Source organism: Sphingomonas sp. GW821-FHT09B04 (genome assembly GCF_059418285.1).
Genome location: NZ_JBWKPO010000001.1, coordinates 674,109 through 698,339 on the forward strand (window position 1 = coordinate 674,109; position 24,231 = coordinate 698,339).

A 24,231-nucleotide genomic window follows, 5' to 3' on the forward strand; every position below is an offset into this window, starting at 1 on the left:
GCTATTCTGAATCCTGATTGCTGGCGCGCTCGTAGACCTCGAGCCGGTCGCTGCCAAGCATCCGCGTATCTGTGAGGTGCCAGCGGCCGTGCGCGCTGCTGAGTTCGCTGAGACCGAGGTCGGCGATTCCGGGCTTGCCGCCGAGCACGACCGGCGCGCGGTAAAGGAGGAGTCGGTCAACCAGGTTGTTGTGAAGGAAGGTCGCGGCGGTTTGGGCGCCGCCTTCGATCAATAAGTGATCGACCCCCACCAGCGTCGCAATCGCCGATGGTTGCGAAATCATGTGCCAGCCGTCCGCAGTGCGTGCGGAAAGCAGGACGCGGCGGGGCGCGCGGTCCTCGAGTCCGGGCAGGCGCACGTCGAGCCGCGGCGAATCGCGATCGAGCGTGCCGCGGCCGATCAGGATCGCCTCGTTGCGGGCGCGCTCGAGATGCGCATGTGCACGCGCTTCGGGCCCGGTGATCCAGCGGCTTTCGCCATTGGCGAGCGCGATGCAGCCGTCGAGCGAGGTCGCGAGCTTGAGCGTGACGAAGGGGCGCCCCTTAAGCCGGCGCGTCAGAAAGCCGGCGATGGTGCGGCGCGCCTCAGCTTCGCGGATTCCGGTCGCCACCTCGATCCCGGCTCCGGCAAGCCGGGCAATTCCCTTGCCGTCGGTACGCGGGTCGGGATCGCGCAACGCGACGACGACGCGGGTGACCCCCGCCGCGATCAGCAAATCGGCGCAGGTGGGGCCGCGCGCAGATTCGTGCGCGCAGGGTTCGAGCGTGACATAGGCGGTAGCGCCGCGTGCAGCCTCGCCAGCTTCCGCCAATGCGATCGCTTCGGCATGGGGGCGTCCGCCAGGCCGGGTCCAGCCGCGCCCTACGACGTGGCCGTCGCCGACGATCACGCAGCCGACACTGGGGTTGGGTGCGGTCAGCCCCTGTCCGCGTGACGCCAGCGTCAATGCGGCGTCCATCCAGCGAAGGTCGTTCGAGGGCGTCACAAGGCTACAGGCCCCATGATTTCAGCTGGTCGTCGACCTTCTTATATTCGAGGCGCTTCTTCTCGGACCTGGCCTTGGCTTCGGCCACGCGCTTCTGCCGTGCTTCCTCGTCGATCTTCTGCTGGGCGATGATCTCGTCGAGCGTGCGATCCGCGCGCCAGTTCTGGACGTAGATAATCTCGCGCTTGTAGGCGCGCTCGAAATAGGAGTCCAAATAGAAGCCCGTCAGGATCAGAGCGGTGGTCGCAAACGCCGCGAGCATAAACCAGAGCTGGTAGCCGTGGCGGATGCGCAGGGCGTCGCGCAGGTCCTGAAGTGGCCCGACCGACGAGACATGCTTGTTGCGCCTTAGAAAGAACATGGTGCGCAAGATAGGCGTGCCACGCGGCCGGGACCAGCCCTGGTTACTCGACGATCTGGAAACGCAGCGTCATCGTCTTCCACCCCTCGACCGGGACGCCGTCGCGCGTGGCGGGCTTGAAGCGCCAGCGTGCCAGTGCCTGTTTGCGGGTCGCTTCGGACAGGTCGTCGCTCGGGCTCTTCACGATATCGATCGCCTTCACTCGGCCGTCGGCTCCGATCAGCACGCGCGCGGTGACGCTTCCTTCGGTCCCGCGGCGGATTGCCCCGGGCGGATAGGGCGGCTGGAGCAGCGCCTCGTAGCGCGGATCGATCGAGGGACCGACCATCACTGGCGGGCGTGGCGGATCGACGACGGTGCCGCCGCTCACCGGACCGATGGGGCCAGGGGGATCGGGCGTGACCGGGGTGATCACATGGGTGCCGGTGATGCCGCTTGTGTCGGTGTTGATATCGACAATCGGGTCCGGCGTGTGCGGCAACGGGGTTGTGACCGCCTTGCGCTGATCGGTTTTGGCTTTGGGCTTGGGATCGGGCGGCACCGGCTTGTCGATCGGGATGTTCTTTGTCTTGATCGGCGGATCGAGGAAATCGCCCGGGACGATCTTCGGACCGGCAAAATAGAGTCCGAGGATCATCGCACCGCTGATCAGGAGCGCGCCGCCGGCCCCGGCCGGGCGCGACGCGGTGGAGTGATACCGATTGGCATACATGGCTGCTCTCCTTGTCCCCGACCCATCCTGGCCGAGTCGATACAAGGATATATCATAACATCCCTTGGTCAAGGTGATTTCGTATCATGAGAGGTGGATCAGCGCGGTTGGGTGGTCGATTGCTAGGCGCGGAGGCGGGCGATGGTGCGATCGCGACCGATCAGCGGGAGCAAAGCGGCCATATCCGGACCCGAATCGCGGCCGGTAAGCGCGCGGCGCAGTGGGAGGAACAGCGCCTTGCCCTTGCGTCCCGTTGTGTCCTTGAGCGCGGCGGTGAGTGCGTGCCAAGGGTCTTCCGACCAGTCGAGACTGGCGGCGGCTGCTGCGGCATGCGCGAGGAAATCGGCGTCCTCCGAATCGCGTGCCGCTGAGACCGGCCCCTCGACTACCTGCCACCAGTCGGCGGCTTCCGCGAGCGTCGATAGATTGGGGCGGATGGCGGCCCAGCCGGCGGCGTCCATCCCGGCAGGCAGACGCGGCGCAACCGCATCATAGTCGAGTTGGTGGATCATGCGTGCGTTGAGGTGCGCGAGTTCGGCTTCGTCGAAGCGGGCGGGCGCGCGGCCGAACCGGCCGAAGTCGAAGGATTCGAGCAGCGGGGCGATATCGGCAAGCGGTTCGACAGGGTCGCTGGTGCCGAGCCGCGCGAGCAAAGCGACGATCGCCTGCGGCTCGATTCCCGCCGCGCGGAAATGGTCGGCGCCGAGCGAGCCGAGACGCTTGGAGAGCTTGCCCTCAGCGCCGGTCAGCAGCGCCTCGTGTGCGAAGGCAGGAGGAGGCGCGTCGAGTGCGTCGAACATCTGCAGCTGCGCCGCGGTGTTGGAGACATGATCCTCGCCGCGCACGACATGGGTGATGCCCATATCGATATCGTCGATCACCGAGGGGAGAAGGTAGAGCCATGAGCCGTCGGCGCGGCGGATGACCGGATCGCTCATCGTCGCCGGATCGAAGCGCTGGGGGCCGCGGATCAGGTCGTGCCATTCGATCGGCGCGGAATGATCGAGCCGGAAGCGCCAGTGCGGCTGCACGCCCTCTGCCTCGAACCGTGCGCGATCGGCATCGCTGAGCGCGAGCGCTGTGCGGTCGTAGATCGGCGGGAGGCCGCGGCCGAGCTGAATCTTGCGTTTGAGATCGAGTTCCTGCTGAGTCTCGTAAGCCGGATAGACCCGTTCCGTCGCGACCAGCTCGGCGAAGCGGCGGTCATAGAGGCCGAAGCGCTCGGACTGCCGCTCTTCGCCGTCGGGGACAAGGCCGAGCCAGACGAGATCCGCGCGAATCGCCGCGACATGCTCCTCGCGCGAACGTTCGCGATCGGTGTCGTCGATACGCAGCAGGAACTGCCCGCCGCGCTTGCGGGCCCACATCCAGTTATGGAGTGCCGTGCGGATATTGCCGACATGGAGGCGACCGGTGGGGCTCGGGGCGAAACGGGTGACGACGTTCATGCGATGCCGCTAGCCGATTTCGTACAGCTGCGAAACGGCGCGAGGTTTACGTGCGCGCCGATCCCGCCTATCGGAGCGCTCACGGCCATGGGCCGGGCGCTTAGCTCAGTTGGTAGAGCATCTCGTTTACACCGAGAGGGTCGGCGGTTCGAGCCCGTCAGCGCCCACCATTCCGGATCGTCCCTGGGTGTGCATCAACTGGCGGTTATCGTCGCCTTTCCGTTGGTAAGCTTCAGCGTGATGTAGCTGTTGTCGCAGATATTGGCGGCGTTCCACACCTGTGTCGTGCCGTCCTCGAACGTTGCCCTGAGGTCGTAGCGGCACTGATTCGCTGCCTTGTCGAAACGGACGGTGGTCTTGGCGCCAACCTTGATCACCGATTCACGATGCGCCTCCGGATCGACCGTCTGCGGTTTCCAGTCGGGGGTCCCGCTGGGTGTCAGTTCGATGGTTTTGATCGGCTTGCCCGAGCCGTTGGTGAGCATGAAATCCCAGTCTTCTGCGAGCGCAGGTGCTGCTCCGACCATGACTGCCGTGAGCGCGATGACGTACTTCATTGGTGCATTCCTCCCCTAAGGAACACCCGGAGCATGCGCCTCAACTGCAATGTTCGCAAGCGGCGTCTAAAGCTGGCGAACAAGCTGGATGGCACAGGCGATCCAAGGGGGATCCGCCACAACCTGCTGTCGCGCGCCGGGGCCGAGGGGCAGGATATTGAGGCGGCCGCCCTCCCCTTCATGCGCGATCAGACGCCCGAACAGAAAGCGTCCGGCGGGACGCGGGATCAGCACATCGCGATTGAGTGCCGAGGCGAAGGTGTCGGGGGCGAGGCGGCGGCACCAGATGGCGTCGCCCGCGCGATAGTCGCCGATCCCGCAGCTGACGGTTACTGCGACCAGATCGGCCTCGGCGTGCGGCGGCGCGACGGTCGCGGGACGGCGTAACGCCTGTGCGCCCGATGCATCGAGCGTGGCCGCGACGGGGATATCGGGTCGATCGGGCAGGCGGACGAGATCGGCGGCATCGACCGCGAGTGCCGCGGCGATCCGGTTGAGCCAGGCGACCGAGACGGTGCGCGTACCCGTTTCAAGCCGGCCGATCGTCTGTGCTGTTGTCGGGGGTACGCAGCGCTGCGCGACTTCCTCGAGTGTCAGGCCCCTGGCGCGGCGAACTTCGCGGATGGCAGTGATCATAGCGCTTCCCGAATAACCGATGTGGTTAAATCACTTTCCTACAAGCGTGCCGATATGGCAAGGCTGATTCGCTATAGTTGGGAGTGGCACATGCGCGAGCTGGTGGAACGGACGATCGAGGACGGATTTGTGATCCGCAATGCCCCGGCGCGCAATACGGGGCGGCGGGTCACCGTGAATCTGGCTGAATCGCCGCTTGGCTGGTTGCGCGCACGCGGGCTGGTGGATCCGCGCCAGTTCGAAGCGGGGGAGCGGCTCCGCGACGATTACGAGATGGCGGCGCTGGGGCCGCGGGTGACGATGCGATGGGACGCTGCGCCTGCCGCGCGGCGGGGCGGAATGCCGCATTGCGGGCTCGATCCCACGACCGCCCAGATTGCGGCCAAGCGGCGGTTCGACGCGGCTGTGAAGGCAGCGGGGCCGGGCCTGGCCGATATCTTGTGGCGCGTGATCTGCGCCGGCGAAACGGTCCCGATGGCGGAGAAGGCGCTAGGCTGGCCGGCGCGCGCCGGGCGGCTGGTGCTGACCCTCGCGCTCGATCGGGTGGCAAGCCACTACGGGCTGGCGTGATCCGCGGTTCCGCCATTGGCTGACGGCGGCTTGAGCGTGGTTCCGAGGAAGCGGCTATAGGCCCAGCCGATGCCGATCAGCGCGACGCCAAGGCCGAGGAACGAGAGAATCCGCAGCAATCCGTCGAGCGCCGCGGCGTCGATCAGGAAGACCTTGAGCGTGACCGCGGTCAGAAGGGTGAGGCCGGCGAGGCGCAGATCGCGCGCGCCGCTGCGGATGCCCAGCGCCAGCCAGGCGAGCGCGAGCAGCAGGAAGGCGGCGGAATAGCCGTAATTCTCGCCTGTCGTGACGGGGCCGGTGAGGAGGGTGCCATGCGATGCCTGGCGTACCGCGACGGCAATCGCGGCGAAGGTGAAGCCGATCCCGATCAGGCGCCAGATGCGGTTGGGCTTAAAGGTCCAGATCCAGCCTGCGGCCAGTGCGAGGTGAAGTACAGCCAGATTGAGGAGCGGTATGCCGCCCGTCTGTTGCGAGACCAGGATCGGGTTGAGCAGCAGCAGATCGAACCAGATGATACGGATCAGGCCGAGGCCGAACAGGCCGAGGCCGAGCGCGGGGAAGGGGCTGCGCCGGATGCCGATCCAGCCAGCAGCGAGCAGCGCCTGGGTGATGAACGCACGCTCGGCGAAGCCCCATGCGACGAACCGGGCCTCCCCGGCGATGGCGAGGGGGAGCTTGGCGAGGTGGTAGAGAAGCATCAGGCCGAGAGCGATCGCGCCTGCGAGGACCCCGGACCGAAGGCGGCCGAACTGTTCGCGGTCGATGAGGAGCAGTGCAGCAGCGGCGAGCGCGGGCAGGAAATGGCGGAAGGCTTCGGCGAGGCCGGGGAGCTGGAGATAGGGCAGATGCGCGCCGCTGGCCGAATCGGCGACCAACTCCAAATAGTGGGTGAGCGGCTCGACCGCTGCGATCAGGATCACGGCGAGCGCGATCGCGGGGAGCAGGCGCAACTGGGCGTCGCCAGTGCGGCGTGCCCACCAGCCGAGCGCGAGTGTGATGATCGCAAAGGGGATCGCGACCCAATCGGCGCCGGTGAGCTGTCCAAGTGCGGTGCCGGCGAGGATCGCCGCGAGGATTGCACCACCGATCAGACCGGGGTCGCGCTGACCGGCTTCATTGCGGCGGCGCCAGCTTGTCCAGCCGGCAAGGGCGCCGGCGGCCAGCTCGAGCGCAGCCCATAGCCAGTCGGTAAGATGGTCCCCGTCCACAAGATTGGCGAGCAGCAGCGGGCCGGCGATACCGCCCAGCGCGAGGATCGCCCAGGCACGGGCTCGGTGGAGCAGCAACAGGCCGGGCGCGGCGAAGAGGAATGCTGCGGCGACCGCGGCGGCTCTGCTGACGCCCGGCTCCGGCTCGGCGAGGCCGACGGCGAGGAGAAGGAGGGTGAGAGCGAGCGCAGCGAGTGCACCCGGAAGATAGGCGGCGTCGCGCCAGGCGAGCACCAGTGTCGCTGCCGCAAGCGTCAGGTAGAGCGCCCAGACGATTCCGGAGAAATCGAGTGCGGGGGCAAAGGCGAGGAGCTGGACGAGCCCCGCGACCAGCGGCGCGAGGCGGAGCCAAGCCGCGACGACTCCGGCGCGCGGGAAGGCGAGGCTGGCGCCGATCGCCAGCAGCACGACAAAGGCCGCGGGTGCGGTGAGCGCGACGGCGCCCAGCACGAACAGCAGGAAATTGACCCAGACGAAAGCCGCCACGGTGGCGGCGATCGCGAGCCAGGCCCAGCCGCGATGCACTGCAAGGCCGAACAGCGCGGCGGTGAACAGCGCGAGATAGACGAGCAGCGGACCGATCCCCGCGGCGTCATAGCCCGCGACCAGCGGCGCAATGAACCCGCCGGCGAAGGCCAGTACCGCGGTCGGCGGTCCGTTGCGCAGTGCGAGCGCGAGGCCGAGACCCGTGACGGCGATCATCAGCGCAAAGGCCGGGAGCGGCGCGATCAGATGGTAGAGCGCAGCCGCGATGTAGAGCGTTCCATAGGCGCTGGCGATGCCGGCGCCCGCGAGCGCCTGTGCGATGCGCGGATCCTCCCGCGTTGCAGGAAGGCGGCGCGCAGTTTCGCTGCCGGCGACCAGCAATGCGGCGAACAGCGCGGCCAGGACGGTGCGGACGGCGGGGCCGAACAGGCCGATCTCGATCGAATAGCGGACGAGGAAGAAACCCGCGGCGACCAATGCGATCGCGCCGACCCACACCGGCAGGCGCGCGCCGATCAGCGATTCGAGGCCGGGGCGTGGCTCGGGTTGCGGAGCGGGCGCCGGCTCGACCGGTGGCGGGGCGGGTTCGACCGGCCGCGGAGCGCGTTCGGCAACGGGCCGCGGCGCGAGGGGTGCGGGTTCGGCGACGGGCTCCGCGAGCGCCTGCCCGCGCTCGAGCCGGTCGAGCCGGCGGGCGAGCTGCTTCAATCGCTGGGCCTGCGTGGCGGCGACGATGCCGAGGACCACAACGGCGAGGAAAAGGATGCCCTCCATCGCGCACCCTTGTTGCAGCAGAAGCGCCGCCGCGCCAGCCCGGCTTTGCGCGGGCCAAGCCGATCTGCGGTTGCACGCCGCGCCGCCGCGCCTAGAGTCGCGGCATGCGGCTGACCTTCACCAAATGCCACGGATCGGGGAACGACTTCGCCCTGTTCGACGCGCGCGCGCTGAGCCTTTCCGATGCCGAGTGGGGACGCATCGCGCTCACCCTGTGCGATCGCGCCGGGCCCGTCGGCGCCGACGGGCTGTTGTTGCTGGGCGAAGCCGGCGACGGCGCGGCGTTCGCGCAGATGGTGGTCAACGCCGACGGATCGATCCCCGAAACCTGTCTCAACGGCCTGCGCTGCACCGCGCGCGCGGGGTTCGAGGCGCTGGGGATCGAGGCGGCGACGGTGCGATTGAAGACCAGCGACGCACAGGTCGCACACGACCCGGAGCTGGCGTCCGGGGTCTACACCGTCCGGACCACGGTGGGCCCGGCATCGACCGATCCGCGCGCGGCGGGAATCAACCTTCCCGCACCGGCGATCGAGGCGCGGATACCCGGCCTGCCGAGCGCGCGCGCCTTCACGGCGGTGGCGATGCCCAACCCGCACCTGATTACCTTTGTCGAGCAGGTCGACATTGCCGAGCTGACTGCGCTTGGCGACTGGTGCGAGGCCGGTCCGGCGCTGCTGGCCGACCGCGCCAATGTGAGCTTTGTCGAGCTGCGGCCGGATGGCCTGTACGTCCACACCTATGAGCGCGGGGTTGGCCTCACCAATGCATGCGGCACCGCGATGGGCGCGGCGACGCATGTCGCGGGGCTGACCGGCCGCATCCCGTTCGGCCAGTGGATCACGGTCCACAACCCCGGCGGCCGCGTGCGCACCCGCGCCGAAGGGCCCGAGGGCGGCGACGCTGTGACGATCGCGGGCAATGCGACGTTCGAATGGGATGCGCAGATCGAAATCGACCCGGCGACCGGCGTGCTGGGCGAACTGACCGTCACCCGCCAGCGCGATGACGAGGTCGCGGCCTGGGCGAGCCTGCGCGCGGGCTAAGTCCGGACCGGTATTCGGGAGCCCGGGCCTTCGTCCATCCGAACCCGAGCCGTCACCCCGGCCTTGTGCCGGGGTCCACCGGGAGGTGAGGGTTGGAAACGAGGTTCCAGCGCAGTAGGCGAGGCCGGGTGGACCCCGGCACGAGGCCGGGGTGACGATTTGAAGCCGCGGCAGCTAGAACGCCGGTCTGCCTGCAGGTCAGGTACGGGAAGTGGGGCCGGACGGGGCTCCGGCAAACCACGCGTGCGACTGAAAAAGAACCAAATCGGTAAATAGCGGTTGACATCGCGACGCTGTTTAGGTACAAAACAGGAACGCTGAGGAATTGCGAGTCGGGCGGAGCGGCTTCCGCATTGCCGGATTTCAGCGAGCGGGTCGGTGAGCGGCATGGCGCTGCCGGCCCGCGTGCATTGGCGTTTGATCGGGCCGGGGCGATGACGCTGTCCGGCCCGTTTCTGTTTTGCGGGAGCGGATCATGACCGACAAGCTGGAGCCGGGGTACCGGCGGCCGATCCAATTGCGTCGCGTGGCGGCGAGCGGATGGACGAAGGCGAAGCGCGAGCTGTTTCTGGCGACGCTGGCCAATAGCTGCAACGTCAGGAAGGCGGCAGCCGCGGCCGGGATGACGCCGAGCGGGGTGTATCAGCTGCGCAAGCGCGATGCGGCGTTCGGCGACCTTTGGGGCGAGGCGCTTGAGCTGGGCTATGAGCGGCTGGAGACGGCGCTGCTCGAACATGCGCTGATCGGGGTCAATGCGATCGAGATCGGCGACGCGATCGGAACGGTCGAGGATCTGCCCGGGCCGGATATGGTGTCAGCCGGCGCGATCCAGCTGGCGATGGCGCTGCTGACCAAGCATCGAAAGGGCGTGGACGGCAAGCCGGTGACCAAACACAGCCAGCGGCCAACGCCTGCGGAGACCGATGCCGCGCTCAAGAAGCAGCTCGATGCGCTGGAGCGCAGGCTGCGTGAAAGCGGGCGGAAGTCGTGAGCGGCGCGGATGAGGACGATCCGGTCCCGCTAAGCGAATCCGAGCGGCTGGCGCTGCTGGGCGATGTGGATCGGGCGCGGGTGCTGTCGCGCATCACGCGGATGCAGCAGATCGAGCTGCGCGAGCGCTGGGACGTCTGGGCGCATGGCGGGCAGATTGCGCCGCCGGGCGACTGGCGCGTCTGGCTGATCCGCGCCGGGCGCGGCTTCGGCAAGACCCGCGCGGGCGCCGAATGGGTGAGCGAATGGGCGCGGCGCAACAAGGACGGGCGCATTGCACTGGTCGGCGCGAGCGGCGACGATGTCGCCAAGGTGATGATCGAAGGGCCGAGCGGGCTGATCGCGATCGCGCGCGATGGCGAGCGGGTGCACTGGCGCCCGAGCGTGGGCGAGGTGGAATTCGCGTCGGGGGCGAAGGGATTCGTCTATTCGGCAGAGGCGCCCGAGCGGCTGCGCGGTCCCGAACATCATGCGGCATGGTGCGACGAACTGGCCAAATGGCGGCACGGCGAGACGGTATGGGACAATCTGGTGCTGGGGCTGCGCGGGGGCGACGACCAGCGGATATTGGTGACGACGACGCCGCGGCCGACGCGGCTGATGCGGCGGGTGATGGCGCTGGCCGGCACGGTCGAGACGCGCGGCCGGACGCGCGACAATCCGCATCTGCCTGCGCGCTTCATCGCAGCGATGGAGGCCGAATATGGCGGCACGCGGCTGGGGCGGCAGGAGCTGGACGGCGAGCTGATCGAAGAGATTGCGGGCGCGCTGTGGACGCGCGCGATGATCGAGGCGTGCCGGGGCAGGAAGCCGCGTGGCGTGGTGCGCGTGGTGGTGGGGGTCGACCCGCCGGCGAGCGCGGGGGGCGATGCCTGCGGGATCGTGGCGGTAGCGCTGGACGCGGCGAATGTCGGGCATGTCATTGCGGACGCGAGCGTGGCGGGGCTCTCCCCCGAAGGCTGGGCGCGCGCAGTGGCGACATGCGCGGCGAAGCATGGCGCGGACAAGGTCGTGGCCGAGAAGAATCAGGGCGGCGACATGGTGAAGAGCGTGTTGCGCGCAGCGGATATCGCGATGCCGGTGAAGCTGGTCCATGCCAGCCGCGGCAAGGTGGCGCGCGCCGAGCCGGTGGCGGCCTTGTACGAGGCCGGGCGGGTGAAACATGCCGGGCGCTTCCCCGCGCTGGAGGACGAGCTGTGCGGGCTGGTTGCGGGCGGCGGCTATGAGGGGCCGGGGCGCTCGCCCGATCGCGCCGATGCGCTGGTGTGGGCGCTGACCGAGCTGATGCTGGGACGGCCGAGCGTGGCGAAGGTCAGGGAGTTGGGGTGAGGTGAACCGGGCCGCCGCGAGCGGATCGATATCGAGATCGGCTTCATATGGGCGGAACGCAGGATATGGGGTGCAAGGCGGTCATTATCGCAATTCATCCAGCGATACGGAGACCTGCGAAAATGAGTGCAATCGCCACGACCGTGATGACAAGAAGTACGCCTTGGAGACGCTGAGCGGAAGGCGTGAAAATGAGCAGGACGGACACGAGGAGCAGCGCGCCTGACTCCAATGCCACGGCCATAGCCCATGCTCGCTCAGCCGGGCTGACGAACGCGTAGGTTCCAAACATAGACAATGCCCAAACCGGTAGGCCCACCAGAATTCCGACGATGGCCGCGATGAAGCGCATCTGATTTGACCTTCCTGATGCAGTTCATAGCTCATGACACGTTGACAACAACGGGGTCTGTTGCGGTCGGGCGGGTGAAACATGCCGGGCGCTTCCCCACGCTGGAGGACGAGCTGTGCGGGCTGGTTGCGGGCGGCGGCTATGAAGGGCCGGGGCGATCGCCGGACCGCGCCGATGCGCTGGTGTGGGCGCTGACCGAGCTGATGCTGGGACGGCCGCGTGCGGCGAAGGTCAGGGGGTTGGGGTGAGGTGAATGAACACGCTTGGGATCCCTTGACGGCCCGGTTGCGGGCAGGGGAAAGCAAGCCCAATATGGCCGCGACTGCACCGCGTTTCGCGAGGATCGCCGCCGATGGACCAGCAGAAATTGGACGCGTTGAGCAAGGTGCCCGCGATCACGGTCGGTTTCTGGGTGATCAAGATTCTGGCGACGACCCTTGGCGAGACGGCGGGCGACACCGTCACCATGAGCTGGCTGGGTGAAACCACGCCGCATCCGATGCCGAACGGCTACCTGATCGGTACCGCCATTTTTGGGCTGCTGCTGGTCGCGCTGGTCTGGGCACAGATCCGGGCGCGGTCGTTCAATCCCTGGCTTTACTGGGCGACTATCGCGGCCTCGACAACCGCCGGAACTACATTGGCGGATTTTGCCGATCGGGCCCTGGGTATCGGCTATGTGGGCGGGTCGCTGTTGCTACTCGCCTGTGTCGGTGCCTCGCTGTTCGCGTGGCACCGAAGTTTGGGGAGCGTGGATGTCAACACCATCGTCACCCCGAAAGCCGAAGCCTTCTACTGGCTGACGATTACATTCTCACAAACACTGGGCACTGCACTTGGAGACTGGGTTGCGGACACGGGCCTGGGTTACTCGGGAGGCGCGCTCGTATTCGGCGCCGTTCTGGGAATATTGGTCATCCTCTATTTTGGCACGCGGATAAGCCACGTCCTGCTGTTCTGGGCGGCCTTCATCCTGACACGACCGCTGGGGGCGACCGTCGGCGACTGGCTCGACAAGCCCATCGCAAAGGGCGGGCTGGAATTCAGCCGGCCGCTGGCGTCAGCGGTGCTCGCGGTTGTGATTGTCATCCTGATCCTGGCTCTGCCGCAGCGCGCCGGACAACACCCCGGCAGGAAGGAAAATGTGGCTTCCTGAAGCCGCCGCCGCCGCGGGGCAGCATACATGCTGTGTATATTAATCATATCCGGCAGGTTTTCGTTAGCCCTCGGACGGCATGACCAAGGCGTGGGGCCGGACATGGGGGGCGAGCATTTTCCCTGTCGCGGTAATGAATTGCTCGCAGGAGATTGCCCGTGCGGGGTTCTGCGGATGCGCCGGACTGGAACGCCATACCTGACCAGCGGACTGGCCAGCGCTTCACGACGCTGTTCCGCGTCGCGCGCGTGGTGGTGGCGGACGGCGCGCAGCATCTGTGCCTGATCCGCAACATCGGCGCGGGCGGGCTGATGCTCGAAACCTATGCGCCGTTCGCGCTGGGGACCGCGGTGCGCGTCGAGCCCAAGGGGTGCGAGCCGGTCACCGGCAAGATCTGCTGGGTCAAGGACAAGAATGCCGGCGTCGCGTTCGACGCCGCTATCGATGTCGCGGCCTATCTCAATCTGAACCAGTTGCCCGAGGCGCAGGAAACGCCGCGCGGTCCACGGCTGAAGGTCGAGCGCCGCGCGCGGTTGCGCGTCGGGGCGATGTGGCATGTCGTCGACCTGATCGACCTGTCGCAGAAGGGCGCGAAGATCCAGAGCGACCTGCCGATGGAGGCGGATGCCGCGGTCGAGCTGATGGTCGAGCGGCTCGGTTCGCTGTCGGGCCGGGTCCGCTGGATGAAGGGCGACCGGCTGGGGATCGAATTCTCGACTGCGATCGCGCTCGCCGACCTCGCCGAATGGGTGGAGACGCTGCCCGGTGAGGGTGTTCCCGGCGCGGCCTGAGCGCCGCGGCGCTTTCGCTGGTCCTGCGCCGCGATGGGGCTATGAGGCGGGGATGAGGACGAACCATTGACCCCGCGCGAGCTGATCGACGTTGCAGAAGTGCCGGGCGGCGAGCCGCTGCGGCTGTTCCGGCGCGGCGACGATTTCATGATCGTGCTCGACCGCAACGAGCTGATGTCGAGCCGGATGAGCGGATCGGAAGAGGCGCTCGCGGAGATGACGCTGGCGCGGCTCGCGACGCCCGCTTCGGCGCGGCTGCTGATCGGCGGCTATGGCATGGGATTTACGCTGCGCAAGGCGCTGGCGCTGATGGGGCCGGACGGCCGGGCGGTGGTCGCCGAGCTGGTCCCCGGGATCATCGAATGGGCGCGCGGGCCGATGGCGGAGCTGGCCGCCGGGTGCCTCGACGATCCGCGGACGCAGATCGTGATGGGCGATGTCGGGACGGCGATCGCGGGTGCGCGCGGCGCGTATGATGCGATCCTGCTCGACGTGGACAATGGCCCGGACGGACTGACGCGGCTGGCGAACGACCGGCTCTATACGATGCGCGGGCTGGATGCGGCGCGGATGGCGCTGAAGCCCGGCGGGGTGCTGGCGGTATGGTCGGCGGGGCCGGACCCGAAGTTCGCGCGGCGGATGAACGACGCGGGATTTGCGGTGGAAGAAGTTGCGGTGCGCGCGCGGCAGAACGGCAAGGGCCCGCGGCACGTCATCTGGTTCGGTCGCAGAGCCACCTGAAATTCCGCCCATGCGGGTCTGCATCACGCGATTTGCTCCGCTCCGGTGCTCACGTACCTTAAGTACGCTGCGCTCCGGTGCTCTCAAATCACGCGCTTCGACTCCGCCTGGACGAAATTTCAGGCGGCTCTGACAAGCGCTGAGGCGCGGACTCAAGACAAGCGAGGTAGCTTCATGAACTGGTTCGGGCGGAAGTCCGGGCGCGATGCGTCGCGTCCGGTGTTGACGCGTGCGCAGAGCGGCGCGGGCATGTTGGGCGAATGGCCGCAAGGCTATGAGGCACAGGTGCGCGAGGGCTATTGCGCCAATCCGGTGGCGCAACGCGCGGTGAAGATCGTGGCGGAGGGCGTGGCGGATGCGCCGGTCGAGGCGTCGGATCCGGCGCTGCTGGCGCTGACGACGGCGCGGTCGCAGGGGCAGGAGCTGACCGCCACGCTGGCGGCGCAGCTGCTGCTGCACGGCAATGCGTTCGTTCAGCTGCTGGGCGACGGCGCGGGGGGCGTGGCCGAGCTGTTCGCGCTGCGGCCCGAGCGGGTGTCAGTCGAGACCGATGCGGGCGGCTGGCCCGCCGCCTATCGCTATCGCGTCGGCGGGAGCGTGAGCCGGATCGCCGCCGAGGATGCGGCGGGAAAACCGCAGGTGATCCATCTCAAGGCGTTCAGCCCGGTCGACGATCACTATGGCCTGGGCTGTCTGGGCGCGGCGTCGGGCGCGGTCGCGATCCACAATGCGGCGACGCGGTGGAACAAGGCGCTGCTCGACAATGCCGCCCGGCCGTCGGGGGCCTTGGTCTATGATCCGGGCGACGGAAGCGCACTTGCGCCGGCGCAGTTCGAGCGGCTGAAGACCGACATGGAGGCGGCGTTTTCGGGCGCGGCCAATGCCGGGCGGCCGATGTTGCTCGAGGGCGGGTTAAAGTGGCAGGCGATGAGCCTGTCCCCGGCCGATATGGATTTCGTGGGGCTGAAGGCCGCGGCGGCGCGCGAGATCGCGCTGGCGTTCGGGGTGCCGCCGATGCTGATCGGCCTGCCCGGGGACAACAGCTACGCCAATTATCGCGAGGCCAACAAGGCGGTGTGGCGGCTGACGATCCTCCCGCTCGCCGAGAAGATTCTGACCGAGCTGGCGCAGGGACTGAGCGGCTGGTTTCCCGAAGCGCGGCTGTGGGTCGCGATCGACAAGGTGCCGGCGATGGCCGAGGACCGCGAGCGGCTGTGGCGCAGCGTGAGCGGCGCGGATTTCCTGACCGATGAGGAGAAGCGCGCGATGCTGGGGCTCGACCGATGAACGCGCCGGTGGACGGCGGCCTGCTCGCGCAGCTGATCGCGCACGGCGTGGCCGAGGGCGCGGACCTGACGACGTTGCGCGCGATCGCCGAGGAGGCGGGCGAGCTAGGCGCAAGCCGGGCGCTGACGCGGCTGGGCCTCGACGATCCGCAGGCGGCCAAAGACATGGGCGATCTGCGCGAGCTGCTCGGCGCATGGCGTGATGCGAAACGGTCGGCGGTGAAGGCGGTCGCGGAATGGGTGGTGCGGATGCTGCTCGCGCTGGTGATTCTGGGGCTGGCGGTGAAGCTGGGCTTCTGGGGGCTGGGGAAGTGACCGTGCGGTTCGCGGGCTATGCCGCGGTGTTCGATACCCCCGACCGGGGCGGGGATGTGATCCGTCCCGGGGCGTTCGGGGCGCGGGTGCGGCGGGTGCCTTTGCTGTGGCAGCATCGCGGCGAGCCGGTGGGGGTGATCGAGGCGATCGGCGAGGACGCGCGAGGACTGCGCGTGACCGGCCGGGTGGATGCCCCCGATCTTGCGGCACTGGTGGCGAAGGGCGCGGTGACGGGGCTGAGTTTCGGGTATCGCACGGTGGCGGCGCGGCACGGGCGGTGGCGCGAGCTGCGCAGCGTCGAGCTGTGCGAGGTCAGCCTGGTGGCGCGGCCGATGCAGACGCTGGCGCGGGTGCATGCCTGTTGCGCGGCAGGTGCCGATGCGGCAGCGGAAAGAGATGGAGAGATATCGCCCGAAGTCCGATTTTCTGGTCATGCTGATCGATGACGAGATTCCGCTGACGGGTAGCGCGATGGCGCAGGCCAATCTCGAGCGGCTGATCGAGCTCACCGCGGATGCGGACGACAGCAATCGCGACTGGGCGACGATGATGCTGGTACATTCCGGGATCGATACGCCGGATGCGCGGATCGCGCTGCGGCGGGCGGGCGACGACCCGCATATCGACACGCGATGCGAGGCGTTGCTTGGGCTGGCGGTGCTGGAGCCAGCCTTCGCTCTGCCGCGGGTCAGAGAGATGCTGGAGGGGGAGACTGTCTACTCGCTGACGATCGAGGCGGCCGCGTTGCTGGCCGACCCGACGTTGATACCGGTGCTTGAAGCGCTGGCGGAAGGATGGGCGGGTGACGAGGACGAGTTCGAAGAGGAGCTGAAGCGTGCGCTCGCTGCTTGCCGGACGGGCGAGCCTGTCGAAGCCTGGTGGCTCGATAGTTGAATTGATGAAACGGCGAGGTTGGTGCTGCCAATAGCACTGACGGTGGCGGATGGACGCGAACGGGATCGTCTAATGGGCGGACACAGGGAGGCGTGGGATGACGGCGATCAGATGTGACTGCGGGACGGTGCGGATCGAAGCGGATGGCGCGCCGATGCTGAGCGGTATCTGCCATTGCACGAGTTGCCGCACCGCCGGGCAGGCGCTCGATGCCGTATCGGGAAGCGCACCCATCGTCGATGCGACGGGCGGAACGTCGACCGTGCTGTGGCGCAAAGACCGGGTACGCGTCGCCGCCGGAGGCGATCGGCTGGACGCGCATCGGCTGACGCCGCAATCGCCGACGCGGCGGATGGTCGCGACCTGTTGCGGTGCGCCGATGTTCCTCGATTTCACCAAAGGGTTCTGGGTCACGGTCTATCGGCCGCGGGTCGCGGATGCGTCCGCGCCGACGATGCGGGTGATGACCGGCGATATTCCCGCCGATGTGGTTCTGCCGAATGACGGGCTGGCGCGGCATCGCGGGCATTCGGGACGCTTCATGCTGAAGCTGCTCACGACCTGGGCGGCGATGCGGTTCCGGTCCCCGAAGATCGCGGGCATGCCGGACTGAGAGCGTCTCGCGCCTGCGTCAGCGCAGGCGGCGGGCGTTGGCGCGGACCTTGCGCCGGTAATGGGCAAGCGCCTTGCGTGAGGCGGTGGCAGGGTTGGTGCCAAGCGCGCCGGTCATCATCGCCATCTGGAGTTCCACGGCTGCCGCCACTTTCTCGGCGACCATGAGTTCGGTTTCGCGCTGCGCTTCGATGCCGCCTTTGGCGATCTTGACCGAACGCAGGCCGATGACGGCGGCGGCTTCCCAGCCGAGCGACCAGGCATCGAATCCGGCGTTGATCCAGCGGGTGGTCGATCGTTTGGACATAGGGGTTCCCGGCCTTAGCCGCGCGGTTGCGCGGTGACGCGGTCTCTAACGATGCGCGCGCGGGAATGGACCCCATGCGTTCGAAGAAACTGCACCGCCCTGCGGACTGAATGAAGAAACGACGGGGTTCGCTAGCCGCGTGCCCCCTCCACCATCGCGTTGCGATGGTCCCCCTCCCCGTTCCGGGGAGGATTCTGTGCTGGAACGGGAGAAGATTATGGAGACGAAGGCAGACGTCCTCGAACAGTCGTTCGAGGCGATTGAGGGCGCTGGCGTGCCGATGGCGCGGCCGGTGCTGGAGGGTGCGCGGGCGCCCAATGGAGCGATGTTCGAGGGGTTCCTGCGCTCAGGCGCCGGCGCGCTCGAGATGAAGGCGATGTCGGGCGCGAGCGACGGTGCGGGCGGCTATGCCATTCCGCGCGAGATCGACGCGCTGGTGGATGTCACGCTGGCGTCGATCTCGCCGATCCGCGCGATCGCCAATGTGGTGACGGTGGGCAGCGCGGGCTATCGCAAGCTGGTGGCGTCGGGCGGGACGCCATCGGGCTGGGCGACCGAAACCGGCGCGCGCGCCGAGACCAATACCGCGACGTTCAACGAGATCGCCCCGCCGATGGGCGACCTCTATGCCAATCCGGCGGCGAGCCAGACGATGCTCGACGACGGCGCGTTCGACGTCGAGGCGTGGCTGGCCGACGAGATCGCACATGAATTCGCCCGTGCCGAGGGCGCGGCGTTCGTGAGCGGCAACGGGACGAACAAGCCCAAGGGCTTCCTCGCCTATAGCACCGCGGCGACCGGCGATGGCGCGCGGGCGTTCGGCACGCTGCAGCATGTCGCGTCGGGCGCATCGGGTGCGTTTTCGACCAATCCTGAGGAGAAGTTGATCGACCTGGTTCAGGCGCTGCGGCCGCCCTATCGGCAGGGCGCGGTGTTCGTGATGAATTCGTCGACGCTGGCGCGGATCCGCAAGTTCAAGACGAGCGACGGCGCGTTCCTGTGGCAGCCGGGCATTGCCTCGGGCCAGCCGGCGACGCTGCTGGGCTATCCGGTGGTCGAGGCCGAGGATATGCCCGATATCGCCGCGAACTCGCTGTCGGTCGCGTTCGGCAACTTCAAGGCCGGCTATCTGATCGCCGAGCGCGGCGAGACGCAGATCCTGCGCGATCCGTACAGCAACAAGCCCTTCGTCCACTTCTACGCCACCAAAAGGGTCGGCGGCGCGGTGACCAACAGCGAGACGATCAAGCTGCTGAAGTTCTCCGCCTCCTGACGGAGGCGGCTGACGACGTGCGGGTGGGGTTTCGGCCTCGCCCGCCCGGCGCTGTATCGACGGGGGAGGCATGACATGACGCTGGAAGAAGCGAAGGCGTATCTGCGCCTGGACGGGAGCGGCGAGGATGCGCTGCTCGGCCGGATGATCGAGACCGCGACGATCCTGTGCGAGGCGTTCACCGGCACCGTGCTGGTGCGCCGGGAGTGTGTCGAGACGATCGCGGCGGAACGCGGCTGGCAGCGGCTGGCGCACGCGCCGGTGGTTGCGATCACGGGGGTCGAGGCGGTGCCGGCCGACGGCGCGGCCGAGCCGCTGCCCGCTGACGCCTATGCCATCGATATCGATGCCAGCGGCACGGGATGGGTGCGGCTGACACGGGCGGACGGGGCATCGCGGCTGCGCGTCACGTCGCGCGCCGGGTTGGCCGAGGCTGCGGCCGATATCCCCGCGCCGCTGGCGCAGGGGGTGGTGCTGCTCGCCGCGCACCTGTTCGACCGGCGCGAGACGCCGGGCGCGCCGCCCGCAGCGATCGCGGCGCTGTGGCGCCCCTGGCGGCGGATGCGGCTGCACGATCCGGAGCGCGTGGCGTGAGGGGAATGCAAGGCCGTGCGGAACGGCTTGGTGCGGCGCGGGCGACGGTGGTTGCTGCGCGGCTGGCGGATCGGGTCGCCGGTGCGGTGCCGGGCGTGACGGTGGCGGCTGAGGCCGATCGCGTGGTGCTGACCGGGCGGGGCCTGACGCGGCGGGCGGTGACCGATCCGCTGTTGCACGATCTGGGGAGCTGGGTGCGATGAGCGTTCAGATGCGATTGCAGGGCGCGCTGGTGACGGCGCTTCAGGATCATGCGCCGCTCGGCGCGCTGACCGGGGTGTTCGACGCCCCGCCGGTGCGCGCGGCGCTGCCCTATGCGGTGGTGAGCGAGGCGGTGCTGGGCGACTGGAGTACCAAGGACATGGCGGGACGCGAGGGCCGCGTCGCGGTGCTGCTGCACGATGGCGGTGAGCGGCCGGCGCGGCTGCGGCTGCTGGCGGGCGCGGTCGAGGCGGCGATCGAGGCGATGCCGCGCGATCTGGGCGATGGCTGGCGGATCGCGAGCCTGACCTTTGTGCGCAGCCGGATCGTGGCGAACGGCGCCGGGCGCTGGATCGCGTCGAGCGAATATCGGGTGCGGATGCTGGAGAGCTTTTGAGGGCGGCACCGGCCCGCTCCCCCACCCGGCCTCCCATTCAGAATACGCTGTGGGAGGTCGGGTAGGGGAGCGGGCCGGCGCAGGAGAACGGAGAGATGTGATGGCGGCGGAGAAGGGAAGCGCGTTTCTGCTCAAGGTCGGCAATGGCGGGTCGCCGGTGGCCTATGCGACCGTGGCGGGGCTGCGTACGACGCAGTTGAGCGTCAATGGCGAGGCGGTGGCGATTACGTCGAAGGATTCGGGTGGCTGGCGCGAGCTGCTGTCCGGCGCGGGGGTACGCAGCGTCAGCGTGTCGGGGGCGGGGGTGTTCACGGGCAGCGCGGCCGAGGTTCGGGTCAAGGCCAGCGCACTGTCGGGGGTGCTCGACGACTATCGGCTGAGTTTCGAGAGCGGCGAGACGATGACCGGGCGGTTTCTGGTCACGCGGCTCGACTATGCCGGGGATTTCAACGGCGAGCGTAGCTACACGCTGAGCCTCGAAAGCTCCGGCCCCGTGGTGTCGGCGTGAGCGCCAATCCGGCGCGGGGCGAGGCGATGGTGCGCGTGGCGGGGGTCGAGCTGGTGCTACGCCCGAGCTTTGCCGCGCTCGTCGCGGCCGAGGCGGAGCTGGGGCCGCTATTCGCACTGGTCGAACGCGCCGCCGACGGGCGGCTGGGGATCGGCGAGATGGTCGCGCTGTTCTGGCATTGTCTGCGCGATGCGCCCGAGGGGCTGACGCGCGAGGCGTTCGGTGAGGGTGTGGCGGCGGGCGGGCTGGCTGCGGCGACGCCCGCGCTGAAGCTGCTGCTCGGGCAGATACTCGCCGGGCGATGAGCAATTCCGCGGAGCTGTGCTTCACCGAATCCGCAGCGCGGCTTGCGGGGCAGGCCGGGGTGGCGTTCGGTTGGTCGCCGGATCGATTCTGGCGCGCCACCCCGGCCGAACTGATGGCGCTGGTGCAGGTGATTTCGGGCGCGGATGCACAGGCCGCGCCGCCCGACCGCGGCACGATCGCGGCGCTGATGGAGGTTTTTCCTGATGGATGAGGAAATCGAACGGCTGGTGGTGAGCGTGCGCGCCGACACGCAGGGCTTTGCGCGCGATGTCGCGGAGATGCGCGGCACGATCGACGGGCCGCTTCAGGCCGGCGCAGCGCGCGCGGGCGATGCGATCGAGCGGTCGCTGCTGCGCGCGGTGCGGACCGGTCGGTTGGGGTTCGAGGATCTCAGGCGCGTGGCGATGAATGTGTTGGGCGAGATCGCGGCGAGCACCATGCGCGACGGGCTGGCGGCGATCTTCGGCGGCGGGGGTGGACGCGGCGGTGGTCTGGGCGGCTTGTTCGCGAGCCTGTTCGGCGCGCCGGGGCGGGCGACGGGCGGGCCGGTGTCGCCGGGACGCCCCTATTGGGTCGGCGAGCGCGGACCCGAGCTGTTCGTGCCGACCGCAAGCGGGCGGGTGGATGCGCTTCCGGCTGGCGGTGGCGGACGCGACGTGCGCGTGGCGATCACGATCAACGCGCCGTCGGGCGAAGGTGCGGGCGCGCTGCGGCAATCGAGCCGGCAGGTCGCGCGCGCCGTCAGGACGGCGCTGGCGGGAGTGGAGTAATGGGCTGGTGGCTCGCATCCAAGCGTACGGTGCAGACTGAGGGCGTGATCTCGCGCTTCGATCCGCGCTTCTGGACGGTCAATTTCCCGCGGCCGATGATGGCCGCGGTGACCACGACCGCGCCCGATGCGTTACGCGTCGATACGATCTTCTATCGCCAGGACGATCTGGCGGGGCTGATCTGGGAGAGCGAGGACAAGCACGACCACCCGCTGCTCGCCTATGAGACCAGCCGCGATTTCCGCGGGTGCCGGCTGCGATTCCGGTGGCGCTCGGGCGGCGTGCTGGCGCTCGACGCGGTCAACGGCCCGGTGCTGACGATCGAGGGGCGGGACGCGGGAGGGGCGCCCCGCGCCTGGTATGTGCGGCTGTGGAACTATGCGCAGAGCACGCCCGCGGATGCGCTGGTGTCGCTCGACTTTGCCAACCTGGCGGGCGGATTCATGCTGCCCGGCGAGGCCGATCCGGTGTGGGCCGGCGATATCGACCGGATGTTCGTGAGCCTGGTACCGCAGGACTATACCGGGACCGATGCGCCGCTGACCGCGCCGGTCGAGGGCTGGGTCGAGCTGAGCGACATCATCGTCGAGGGGCCGGGGGCTGTTCTTGCCATCGGCGACGTGGTGGTCCCCGAGCATGGGCTGTCGATCTGCAGCGGCTATGACGACAGCTATCACCTGACCCCGGCGCGGCTGCTGCGCAACGCGCTGCAGCTGGGGTATCGTGGGGACATCGTCCACTATGTCGGGATGAGCCACTATTTCCGGCTCGAGGCGCTCTCGGGCGGCTATTATGTCAGCCTGACCGGAGGGGCGCTCAATGCGGCGTGCGTGGCGTGGCATGCCGATTTTGCCGCGCACGCGAAAGCGCTGGGGTTCGGCGTGATCTGGTCGCTGAGCTACGAATTGTTCGACGCGCATTGCTGGAACGACTGGAAGCAGCGGGCGGCGGACGGATCCCCGGCGCTGACCGGGTGGACGCCGCCTTCGACCTTGCTGTCGCCCGCGCATGGCGGCGCGATGGCCTATCTGCAGGCGGTTGCGAAGACGTTCGTATGGATCGCGCAGGGCGCGGGCCTTCCGGTCAAATTTCAGGTGGGCGAGCCCTGGTGGTGGGTGATGTCCGACGGACGGCTGTGCATCCATGACGAAGCGGCGAAGGCGGTGCTGGGGTACCCGCCTGAACAGAATGTGCGCGGCACCCCCGATACCGGCGTGCTCGATGCGGCCGGCGCGCTGCTCGCGGCATCGACCGCGGCGCTGGGTGCGGCGGTAAGAGCAGAAGCGGCGGCAGCTAAGCTGCTGTTGCTCGCCTATCTGCCGACCGTGCTCGACCGCCTCGCGCCAGAGCTCAAGCGGGCGAATTTGCCAGTCGGCTGGGCCTCTCCGGCGTTCGATGTGCTTCAGCTCGAGGATTATGACTGGGCCGCGGCCGGCAATGCCGTGGCGAGCGCACATGGGGTCGCGCTCGCGCAGGCGCGGCTGGGCTATCCGGTCGGGCGCCAGCATTATTTCGCCGGGTTCGTGCTGAAACCGGAGGACGCGCACCAGTGGCGCGGGATTGCGGATGCGGCAGAGGCGGCGCGGCGGCGCGGGGTCGCCGCGACCTTCATCTGGGCGCTGCCGCAGGTGATCCGCGATGGATTTGTTCACTTCGATCAGGAGAGCGGCATGCAGGCGTTTGACGACGTGTTGTTCCCGATCGCGCTGGGGCGCGAGGCGGAGGTGGCGCCCGAGGTTTCGACTGCGATCCTGACCAGCGCGGGCGGGCATGAGGCGCGCAACGCCGCATGGGCGCAGGCACGGACGCGCTACGATGTCGGGCCGGGGGTGCGCAGCGAGGCGGATATTCGCGAACTGCTCGCTTTTTATCGCGCGCGAATGGGGCCGGCGCGCGCCTTTCGGTTGCGCGATCCGTTCGACGATTGCTCGAACGATGACGGAGAGCCCGGCGCGACCGACCAGCTGATCGGCGAGGGCGATGGCCACAGGCAGGGCTTCGCACTGGTCAAACATTATGGCGACACCGCGCGGCGGATCACGCGGCCGGTTGCCGGAAGCGTGCGCGTCGCGGTGGACGGGGTGGAAACCGTGGCGTTCGAGCTCGGCGCGGGCGGGATGGTGGTGTTTGACGCCCCGCCGGGCCCGGGTGCGGTGGTGACGGCGGGGTTCCGCTTCGACGTGACGGTGCGCTTTGCCGAGGATTCGCTGAGCGTGAACCGTGCGACCTTCATGGCCGGCGCGGCTCCGAGCGTGCCGCTGGTCGAGGTGCGTGAGGTCTAAGGGAAGCTGTGCGTTACGGCGATCTCGCCGATAATCGCGGCATTGAAGGCGTCGAGATCCTCGGCTGGAACCCAGTATTCGCGATGCGCGCGGCCGCCTGCTTCCTCGATCTGGTACTTGGCGAGGAAGTCGTTGCGCACCTCGAAGCGGGTGACGAAGCCGACGCCGCTGTCGCGGACATTCCAGTCGCGCGCGATCTTGATCGCATAGTCCTCGGTCACGACCGGATAGAAGATCGGCTGCTCCGGCAGGCGCGGCGGGAAGGCGCGCATGCCGGATTGGCGGATCAACTCAAGCTCCTCGGGGCCGACGGGTCGCCAGAGCGTGGTGGTTGAAGGGGTCAT

General features: G+C 68.4%; 31 protein-coding genes, 1 tRNA gene and 1 pseudogene. 23 read left to right on the top strand and 10 right to left on the bottom strand.

Translation table 11 applies throughout. The annotated features are described in order from the left end of the window. Position 1: 1 nt before the first annotated feature. From ribD to gltX, 4 genes are all read right to left on the bottom strand, one after another. A complete protein-coding gene (ribD, locus tag AC07NK_RS03320) occupies positions 2 to 985 on the bottom strand; it encodes a bifunctional diaminohydroxyphosphoribosylaminopyrimidine deaminase/5-amino-6-(5-phosphoribosylamino)uracil reductase RibD (protein ID WP_495169137.1) in 984 nt (327 codons plus the stop codon). A gap of 4 nt (positions 986 to 989) precedes the next feature. Next, positions 990 to 1,355: a hypothetical protein gene (locus AC07NK_RS03325; RefSeq protein WP_495169138.1), complete on the bottom strand. Its 366-nt coding sequence runs from the start codon at positions 1,353 to 1,355 to the stop codon at positions 990 to 992. 34 nt (positions 1,356 to 1,389) lie between these two features. After that, entirely contained in the window at positions 1,390 to 2,058 is a 669-nt protein-coding gene (locus AC07NK_RS03330) for an energy transducer TonB (protein ID WP_495169139.1), read from the bottom strand. A 122-nt stretch (positions 2,059 to 2,180) separates the two neighbouring features. After that, positions 2,181 to 3,506 (bottom strand): glutamate--tRNA ligase, encoded by a 1,326-nt coding sequence (gene gltX, locus AC07NK_RS03335; RefSeq protein ID WP_495169140.1) that lies wholly within the window; start codon positions 3,504 to 3,506, stop codon positions 2,181 to 2,183. 94 nt (positions 3,507 to 3,600) lie between these two features. Here gltX and AC07NK_RS03340 point away from each other — a divergent pair. Next, a tRNA-Val gene (locus AC07NK_RS03340) sits at positions 3,601 to 3,676 on the top strand. 24 nt (positions 3,677 to 3,700) lie between these two features. On the opposite strand, the gene AC07NK_RS03345 is transcribed toward AC07NK_RS03340, so the two are convergent. Then, a complete protein-coding gene (locus AC07NK_RS03345; protein WP_495169141.1) occupies positions 3,701 to 4,063 on the bottom strand; it encodes a hypothetical protein in 363 nt (120 codons plus the stop codon). A 66-nt stretch (positions 4,064 to 4,129) separates the two neighbouring features. Beyond that, positions 4,130 to 4,699 (bottom strand): helix-turn-helix domain-containing protein, encoded by a 570-nt coding sequence (locus tag AC07NK_RS03350; RefSeq protein ID WP_495169142.1) that lies wholly within the window; start codon positions 4,697 to 4,699, stop codon positions 4,130 to 4,132. A 90-nt stretch (positions 4,700 to 4,789) separates the two neighbouring features. Between AC07NK_RS03350 and AC07NK_RS03355 the strand changes: the two genes are divergently transcribed. Beyond that, positions 4,790 to 5,269, top strand: coding sequence for a DUF6456 domain-containing protein (locus AC07NK_RS03355; protein WP_495169143.1), 480 nt, complete (start codon positions 4,790 to 4,792; stop codon positions 5,267 to 5,269). Here AC07NK_RS03355 and AC07NK_RS03360 read toward each other — a convergent pair. Next, positions 5,254 to 7,737 (bottom strand): DUF2339 domain-containing protein, encoded by a 2,484-nt coding sequence (locus AC07NK_RS03360; RefSeq protein ID WP_495169144.1) that lies wholly within the window; start codon positions 7,735 to 7,737, stop codon positions 5,254 to 5,256. The two genes, AC07NK_RS03355 and AC07NK_RS03360, sit on opposite strands and share 16 nt — an antisense overlap. Before the next feature lie 104 nt (positions 7,738 to 7,841). On the opposite strand from AC07NK_RS03360, the gene dapF reads away from it, so the two are divergent. From dapF to AC07NK_RS03375, 3 genes are all read left to right on the top strand, one after another. Then, positions 7,842 to 8,783 (top strand): diaminopimelate epimerase, encoded by a 942-nt coding sequence (gene dapF, locus AC07NK_RS03365; RefSeq protein WP_495169145.1) that lies wholly within the window; start codon positions 7,842 to 7,844, stop codon positions 8,781 to 8,783. A gap of 475 nt (positions 8,784 to 9,258) precedes the next feature. Further along, positions 9,259 to 9,774, top strand: a complete 516-nt coding sequence (locus tag AC07NK_RS03370) for a hypothetical protein (RefSeq protein ID WP_495169146.1) — start codon at positions 9,259 to 9,261, stop codon at positions 9,772 to 9,774. Beyond that, on the top strand, positions 9,771 to 11,102 hold the full coding sequence (locus tag AC07NK_RS03375) for a DNA-packaging protein (RefSeq protein ID WP_495169147.1): 1,332 nt from the start codon (positions 9,771 to 9,773) through the stop codon (positions 11,100 to 11,102). Before AC07NK_RS03370 ends, AC07NK_RS03375 begins: the two co-directional genes overlap by 4 nt. Before the next feature lie 94 nt (positions 11,103 to 11,196). Here the strand turns inward: AC07NK_RS03375 and AC07NK_RS03380 are convergent, their stop codons facing one another. Then, positions 11,197 to 11,454 carry a hypothetical protein gene (locus AC07NK_RS03380; protein WP_495169148.1) on the bottom strand — a complete coding sequence of 86 codons (258 nt, stop codon included), beginning with the start codon at positions 11,452 to 11,454 and terminating at the stop codon, positions 11,197 to 11,199. A gap of 68 nt (positions 11,455 to 11,522) precedes the next feature. On the opposite strand from AC07NK_RS03380, the pseudogene AC07NK_RS03385 reads away from it, so the two are divergent. The 9 genes and pseudogenes from AC07NK_RS03385 to AC07NK_RS03425 all read left to right on the top strand — a co-directional run. Further along, positions 11,523 to 11,702: pseudogene (locus AC07NK_RS03385) on the top strand (ATP-binding protein); the annotation flags it as partial. A gap of 104 nt (positions 11,703 to 11,806) precedes the next feature. Beyond that, positions 11,807 to 12,610, top strand: a complete 804-nt coding sequence (locus tag AC07NK_RS03390; RefSeq protein ID WP_495169149.1) for a COG4705 family protein — start codon at positions 11,807 to 11,809, stop codon at positions 12,608 to 12,610. A 158-nt stretch (positions 12,611 to 12,768) separates the two neighbouring features. Beyond that, positions 12,769 to 13,401 carry a PilZ domain-containing protein gene (locus tag AC07NK_RS03395; protein ID WP_495169150.1) on the top strand — a complete coding sequence of 211 codons (633 nt, stop codon included), beginning with the start codon at positions 12,769 to 12,771 and terminating at the stop codon, positions 13,399 to 13,401. Positions 13,402 to 13,467: 66 nt separating this feature from the next. Continuing rightward, a complete protein-coding gene (locus AC07NK_RS03400; RefSeq protein WP_495169151.1) occupies positions 13,468 to 14,142 on the top strand; it encodes a spermidine synthase in 675 nt (224 codons plus the stop codon). A 174-nt stretch (positions 14,143 to 14,316) separates the two neighbouring features. Further along, positions 14,317 to 15,429, top strand: coding sequence for a phage portal protein (locus tag AC07NK_RS03405; RefSeq protein WP_495169152.1), 1,113 nt, complete (start codon positions 14,317 to 14,319; stop codon positions 15,427 to 15,429). Continuing rightward, complete coding sequence (locus AC07NK_RS03410) at positions 15,426 to 15,743, top strand: DUF6127 family protein (RefSeq protein ID WP_495169153.1); 318 nt, start codon at positions 15,426 to 15,428, stop codon at positions 15,741 to 15,743. The genes AC07NK_RS03405 and AC07NK_RS03410 overlap by 4 nt, the downstream gene beginning before the upstream one ends. Then, positions 15,740 to 16,189, top strand: a complete 450-nt coding sequence (locus tag AC07NK_RS03415) for an HK97 family phage prohead protease (RefSeq protein ID WP_495169154.1) — start codon at positions 15,740 to 15,742, stop codon at positions 16,187 to 16,189. The genes AC07NK_RS03410 and AC07NK_RS03415 overlap by 4 nt, the downstream gene beginning before the upstream one ends. Next, positions 16,140 to 16,637, top strand: a complete 498-nt coding sequence (locus tag AC07NK_RS03420) for a lyase (RefSeq protein WP_495169155.1) — start codon at positions 16,140 to 16,142, stop codon at positions 16,635 to 16,637. Before AC07NK_RS03415 ends, AC07NK_RS03420 begins: the two co-directional genes overlap by 50 nt. 97 nt (positions 16,638 to 16,734) lie before the next feature. Continuing rightward, entirely contained in the window at positions 16,735 to 17,250 is a 516-nt protein-coding gene (locus tag AC07NK_RS03425; protein ID WP_495169156.1) for a GFA family protein, read from the top strand. A gap of 18 nt (positions 17,251 to 17,268) precedes the next feature. Here AC07NK_RS03425 and AC07NK_RS03430 read toward each other — a convergent pair whose 3' ends face one another. Next, positions 17,269 to 17,556, bottom strand: coding sequence for a hypothetical protein (locus AC07NK_RS03430; RefSeq protein ID WP_495169157.1), 288 nt, complete (start codon positions 17,554 to 17,556; stop codon positions 17,269 to 17,271). Positions 17,557 to 17,773: 217 nt separating this feature from the next. Here AC07NK_RS03430 and AC07NK_RS03435 point away from each other — a divergent pair, with 217 nt between their 5' ends. The 9 genes from AC07NK_RS03435 (at position 17,774) to AC07NK_RS03475 (ending at position 23,887) form a co-directional block, all read left to right on the top strand. After that, positions 17,774 to 18,829, top strand: coding sequence for a phage major capsid protein (locus tag AC07NK_RS03435; protein WP_495169158.1), 1,056 nt, complete (start codon positions 17,774 to 17,776; stop codon positions 18,827 to 18,829). A gap of 75 nt (positions 18,830 to 18,904) precedes the next feature. Continuing rightward, entirely contained in the window at positions 18,905 to 19,423 is a 519-nt protein-coding gene (locus AC07NK_RS03440; protein WP_495169159.1) for a head-tail connector protein, read from the top strand. After that, entirely contained in the window at positions 19,420 to 19,626 is a 207-nt protein-coding gene (locus AC07NK_RS03445) for a hypothetical protein (RefSeq protein ID WP_495169160.1), read from the top strand. Before AC07NK_RS03440 ends, AC07NK_RS03445 begins: the two co-directional genes overlap by 4 nt. Beyond that, positions 19,623 to 20,021: a DUF3168 domain-containing protein gene (locus AC07NK_RS03450; protein ID WP_495169161.1), complete on the top strand. Its 399-nt coding sequence runs from the start codon at positions 19,623 to 19,625 to the stop codon at positions 20,019 to 20,021. The genes AC07NK_RS03445 and AC07NK_RS03450 overlap by 4 nt, the downstream gene beginning before the upstream one ends. A 100-nt stretch (positions 20,022 to 20,121) precedes the next feature. Beyond that, complete coding sequence (locus tag AC07NK_RS03455) at positions 20,122 to 20,529, top strand: phage major tail protein, TP901-1 family (RefSeq protein WP_495169162.1); 408 nt, start codon at positions 20,122 to 20,124, stop codon at positions 20,527 to 20,529. A gap of 26 nt (positions 20,530 to 20,555) precedes the next feature. Continuing rightward, positions 20,556 to 20,834 (top strand): GTA-gp10 family protein, encoded by a 279-nt coding sequence (locus tag AC07NK_RS03460; protein ID WP_495169624.1) that lies wholly within the window; start codon positions 20,556 to 20,558, stop codon positions 20,832 to 20,834. Further along, positions 20,831 to 21,046 carry a phage tail assembly chaperone gene (locus AC07NK_RS03465; protein WP_495169163.1) on the top strand — a complete coding sequence of 72 codons (216 nt, stop codon included), beginning with the start codon at positions 20,831 to 20,833 and terminating at the stop codon, positions 21,044 to 21,046. Before AC07NK_RS03460 ends, AC07NK_RS03465 begins: the two co-directional genes overlap by 4 nt. Next, positions 21,039 to 21,605, top strand: coding sequence for a tail tape measure protein (locus AC07NK_RS03470; protein ID WP_495169164.1), 567 nt, complete (start codon positions 21,039 to 21,041; stop codon positions 21,603 to 21,605). Before AC07NK_RS03465 ends, AC07NK_RS03470 begins: the two co-directional genes overlap by 8 nt. Next, positions 21,605 to 23,887 (top strand): DUF2460 domain-containing protein, encoded by a 2,283-nt coding sequence (locus AC07NK_RS03475; RefSeq protein ID WP_495169165.1) that lies wholly within the window; start codon positions 21,605 to 21,607, stop codon positions 23,885 to 23,887. Before AC07NK_RS03470 ends, AC07NK_RS03475 begins: the two co-directional genes overlap by 1 nt. On the opposite strand, the gene AC07NK_RS03480 is transcribed toward AC07NK_RS03475, so the two are convergent. Continuing rightward, entirely contained in the window at positions 23,884 to 24,231 is a 348-nt protein-coding gene (locus AC07NK_RS03480) for a hypothetical protein (protein ID WP_495169166.1), read from the bottom strand. The genes AC07NK_RS03475 and AC07NK_RS03480 overlap by 4 nt on opposite strands.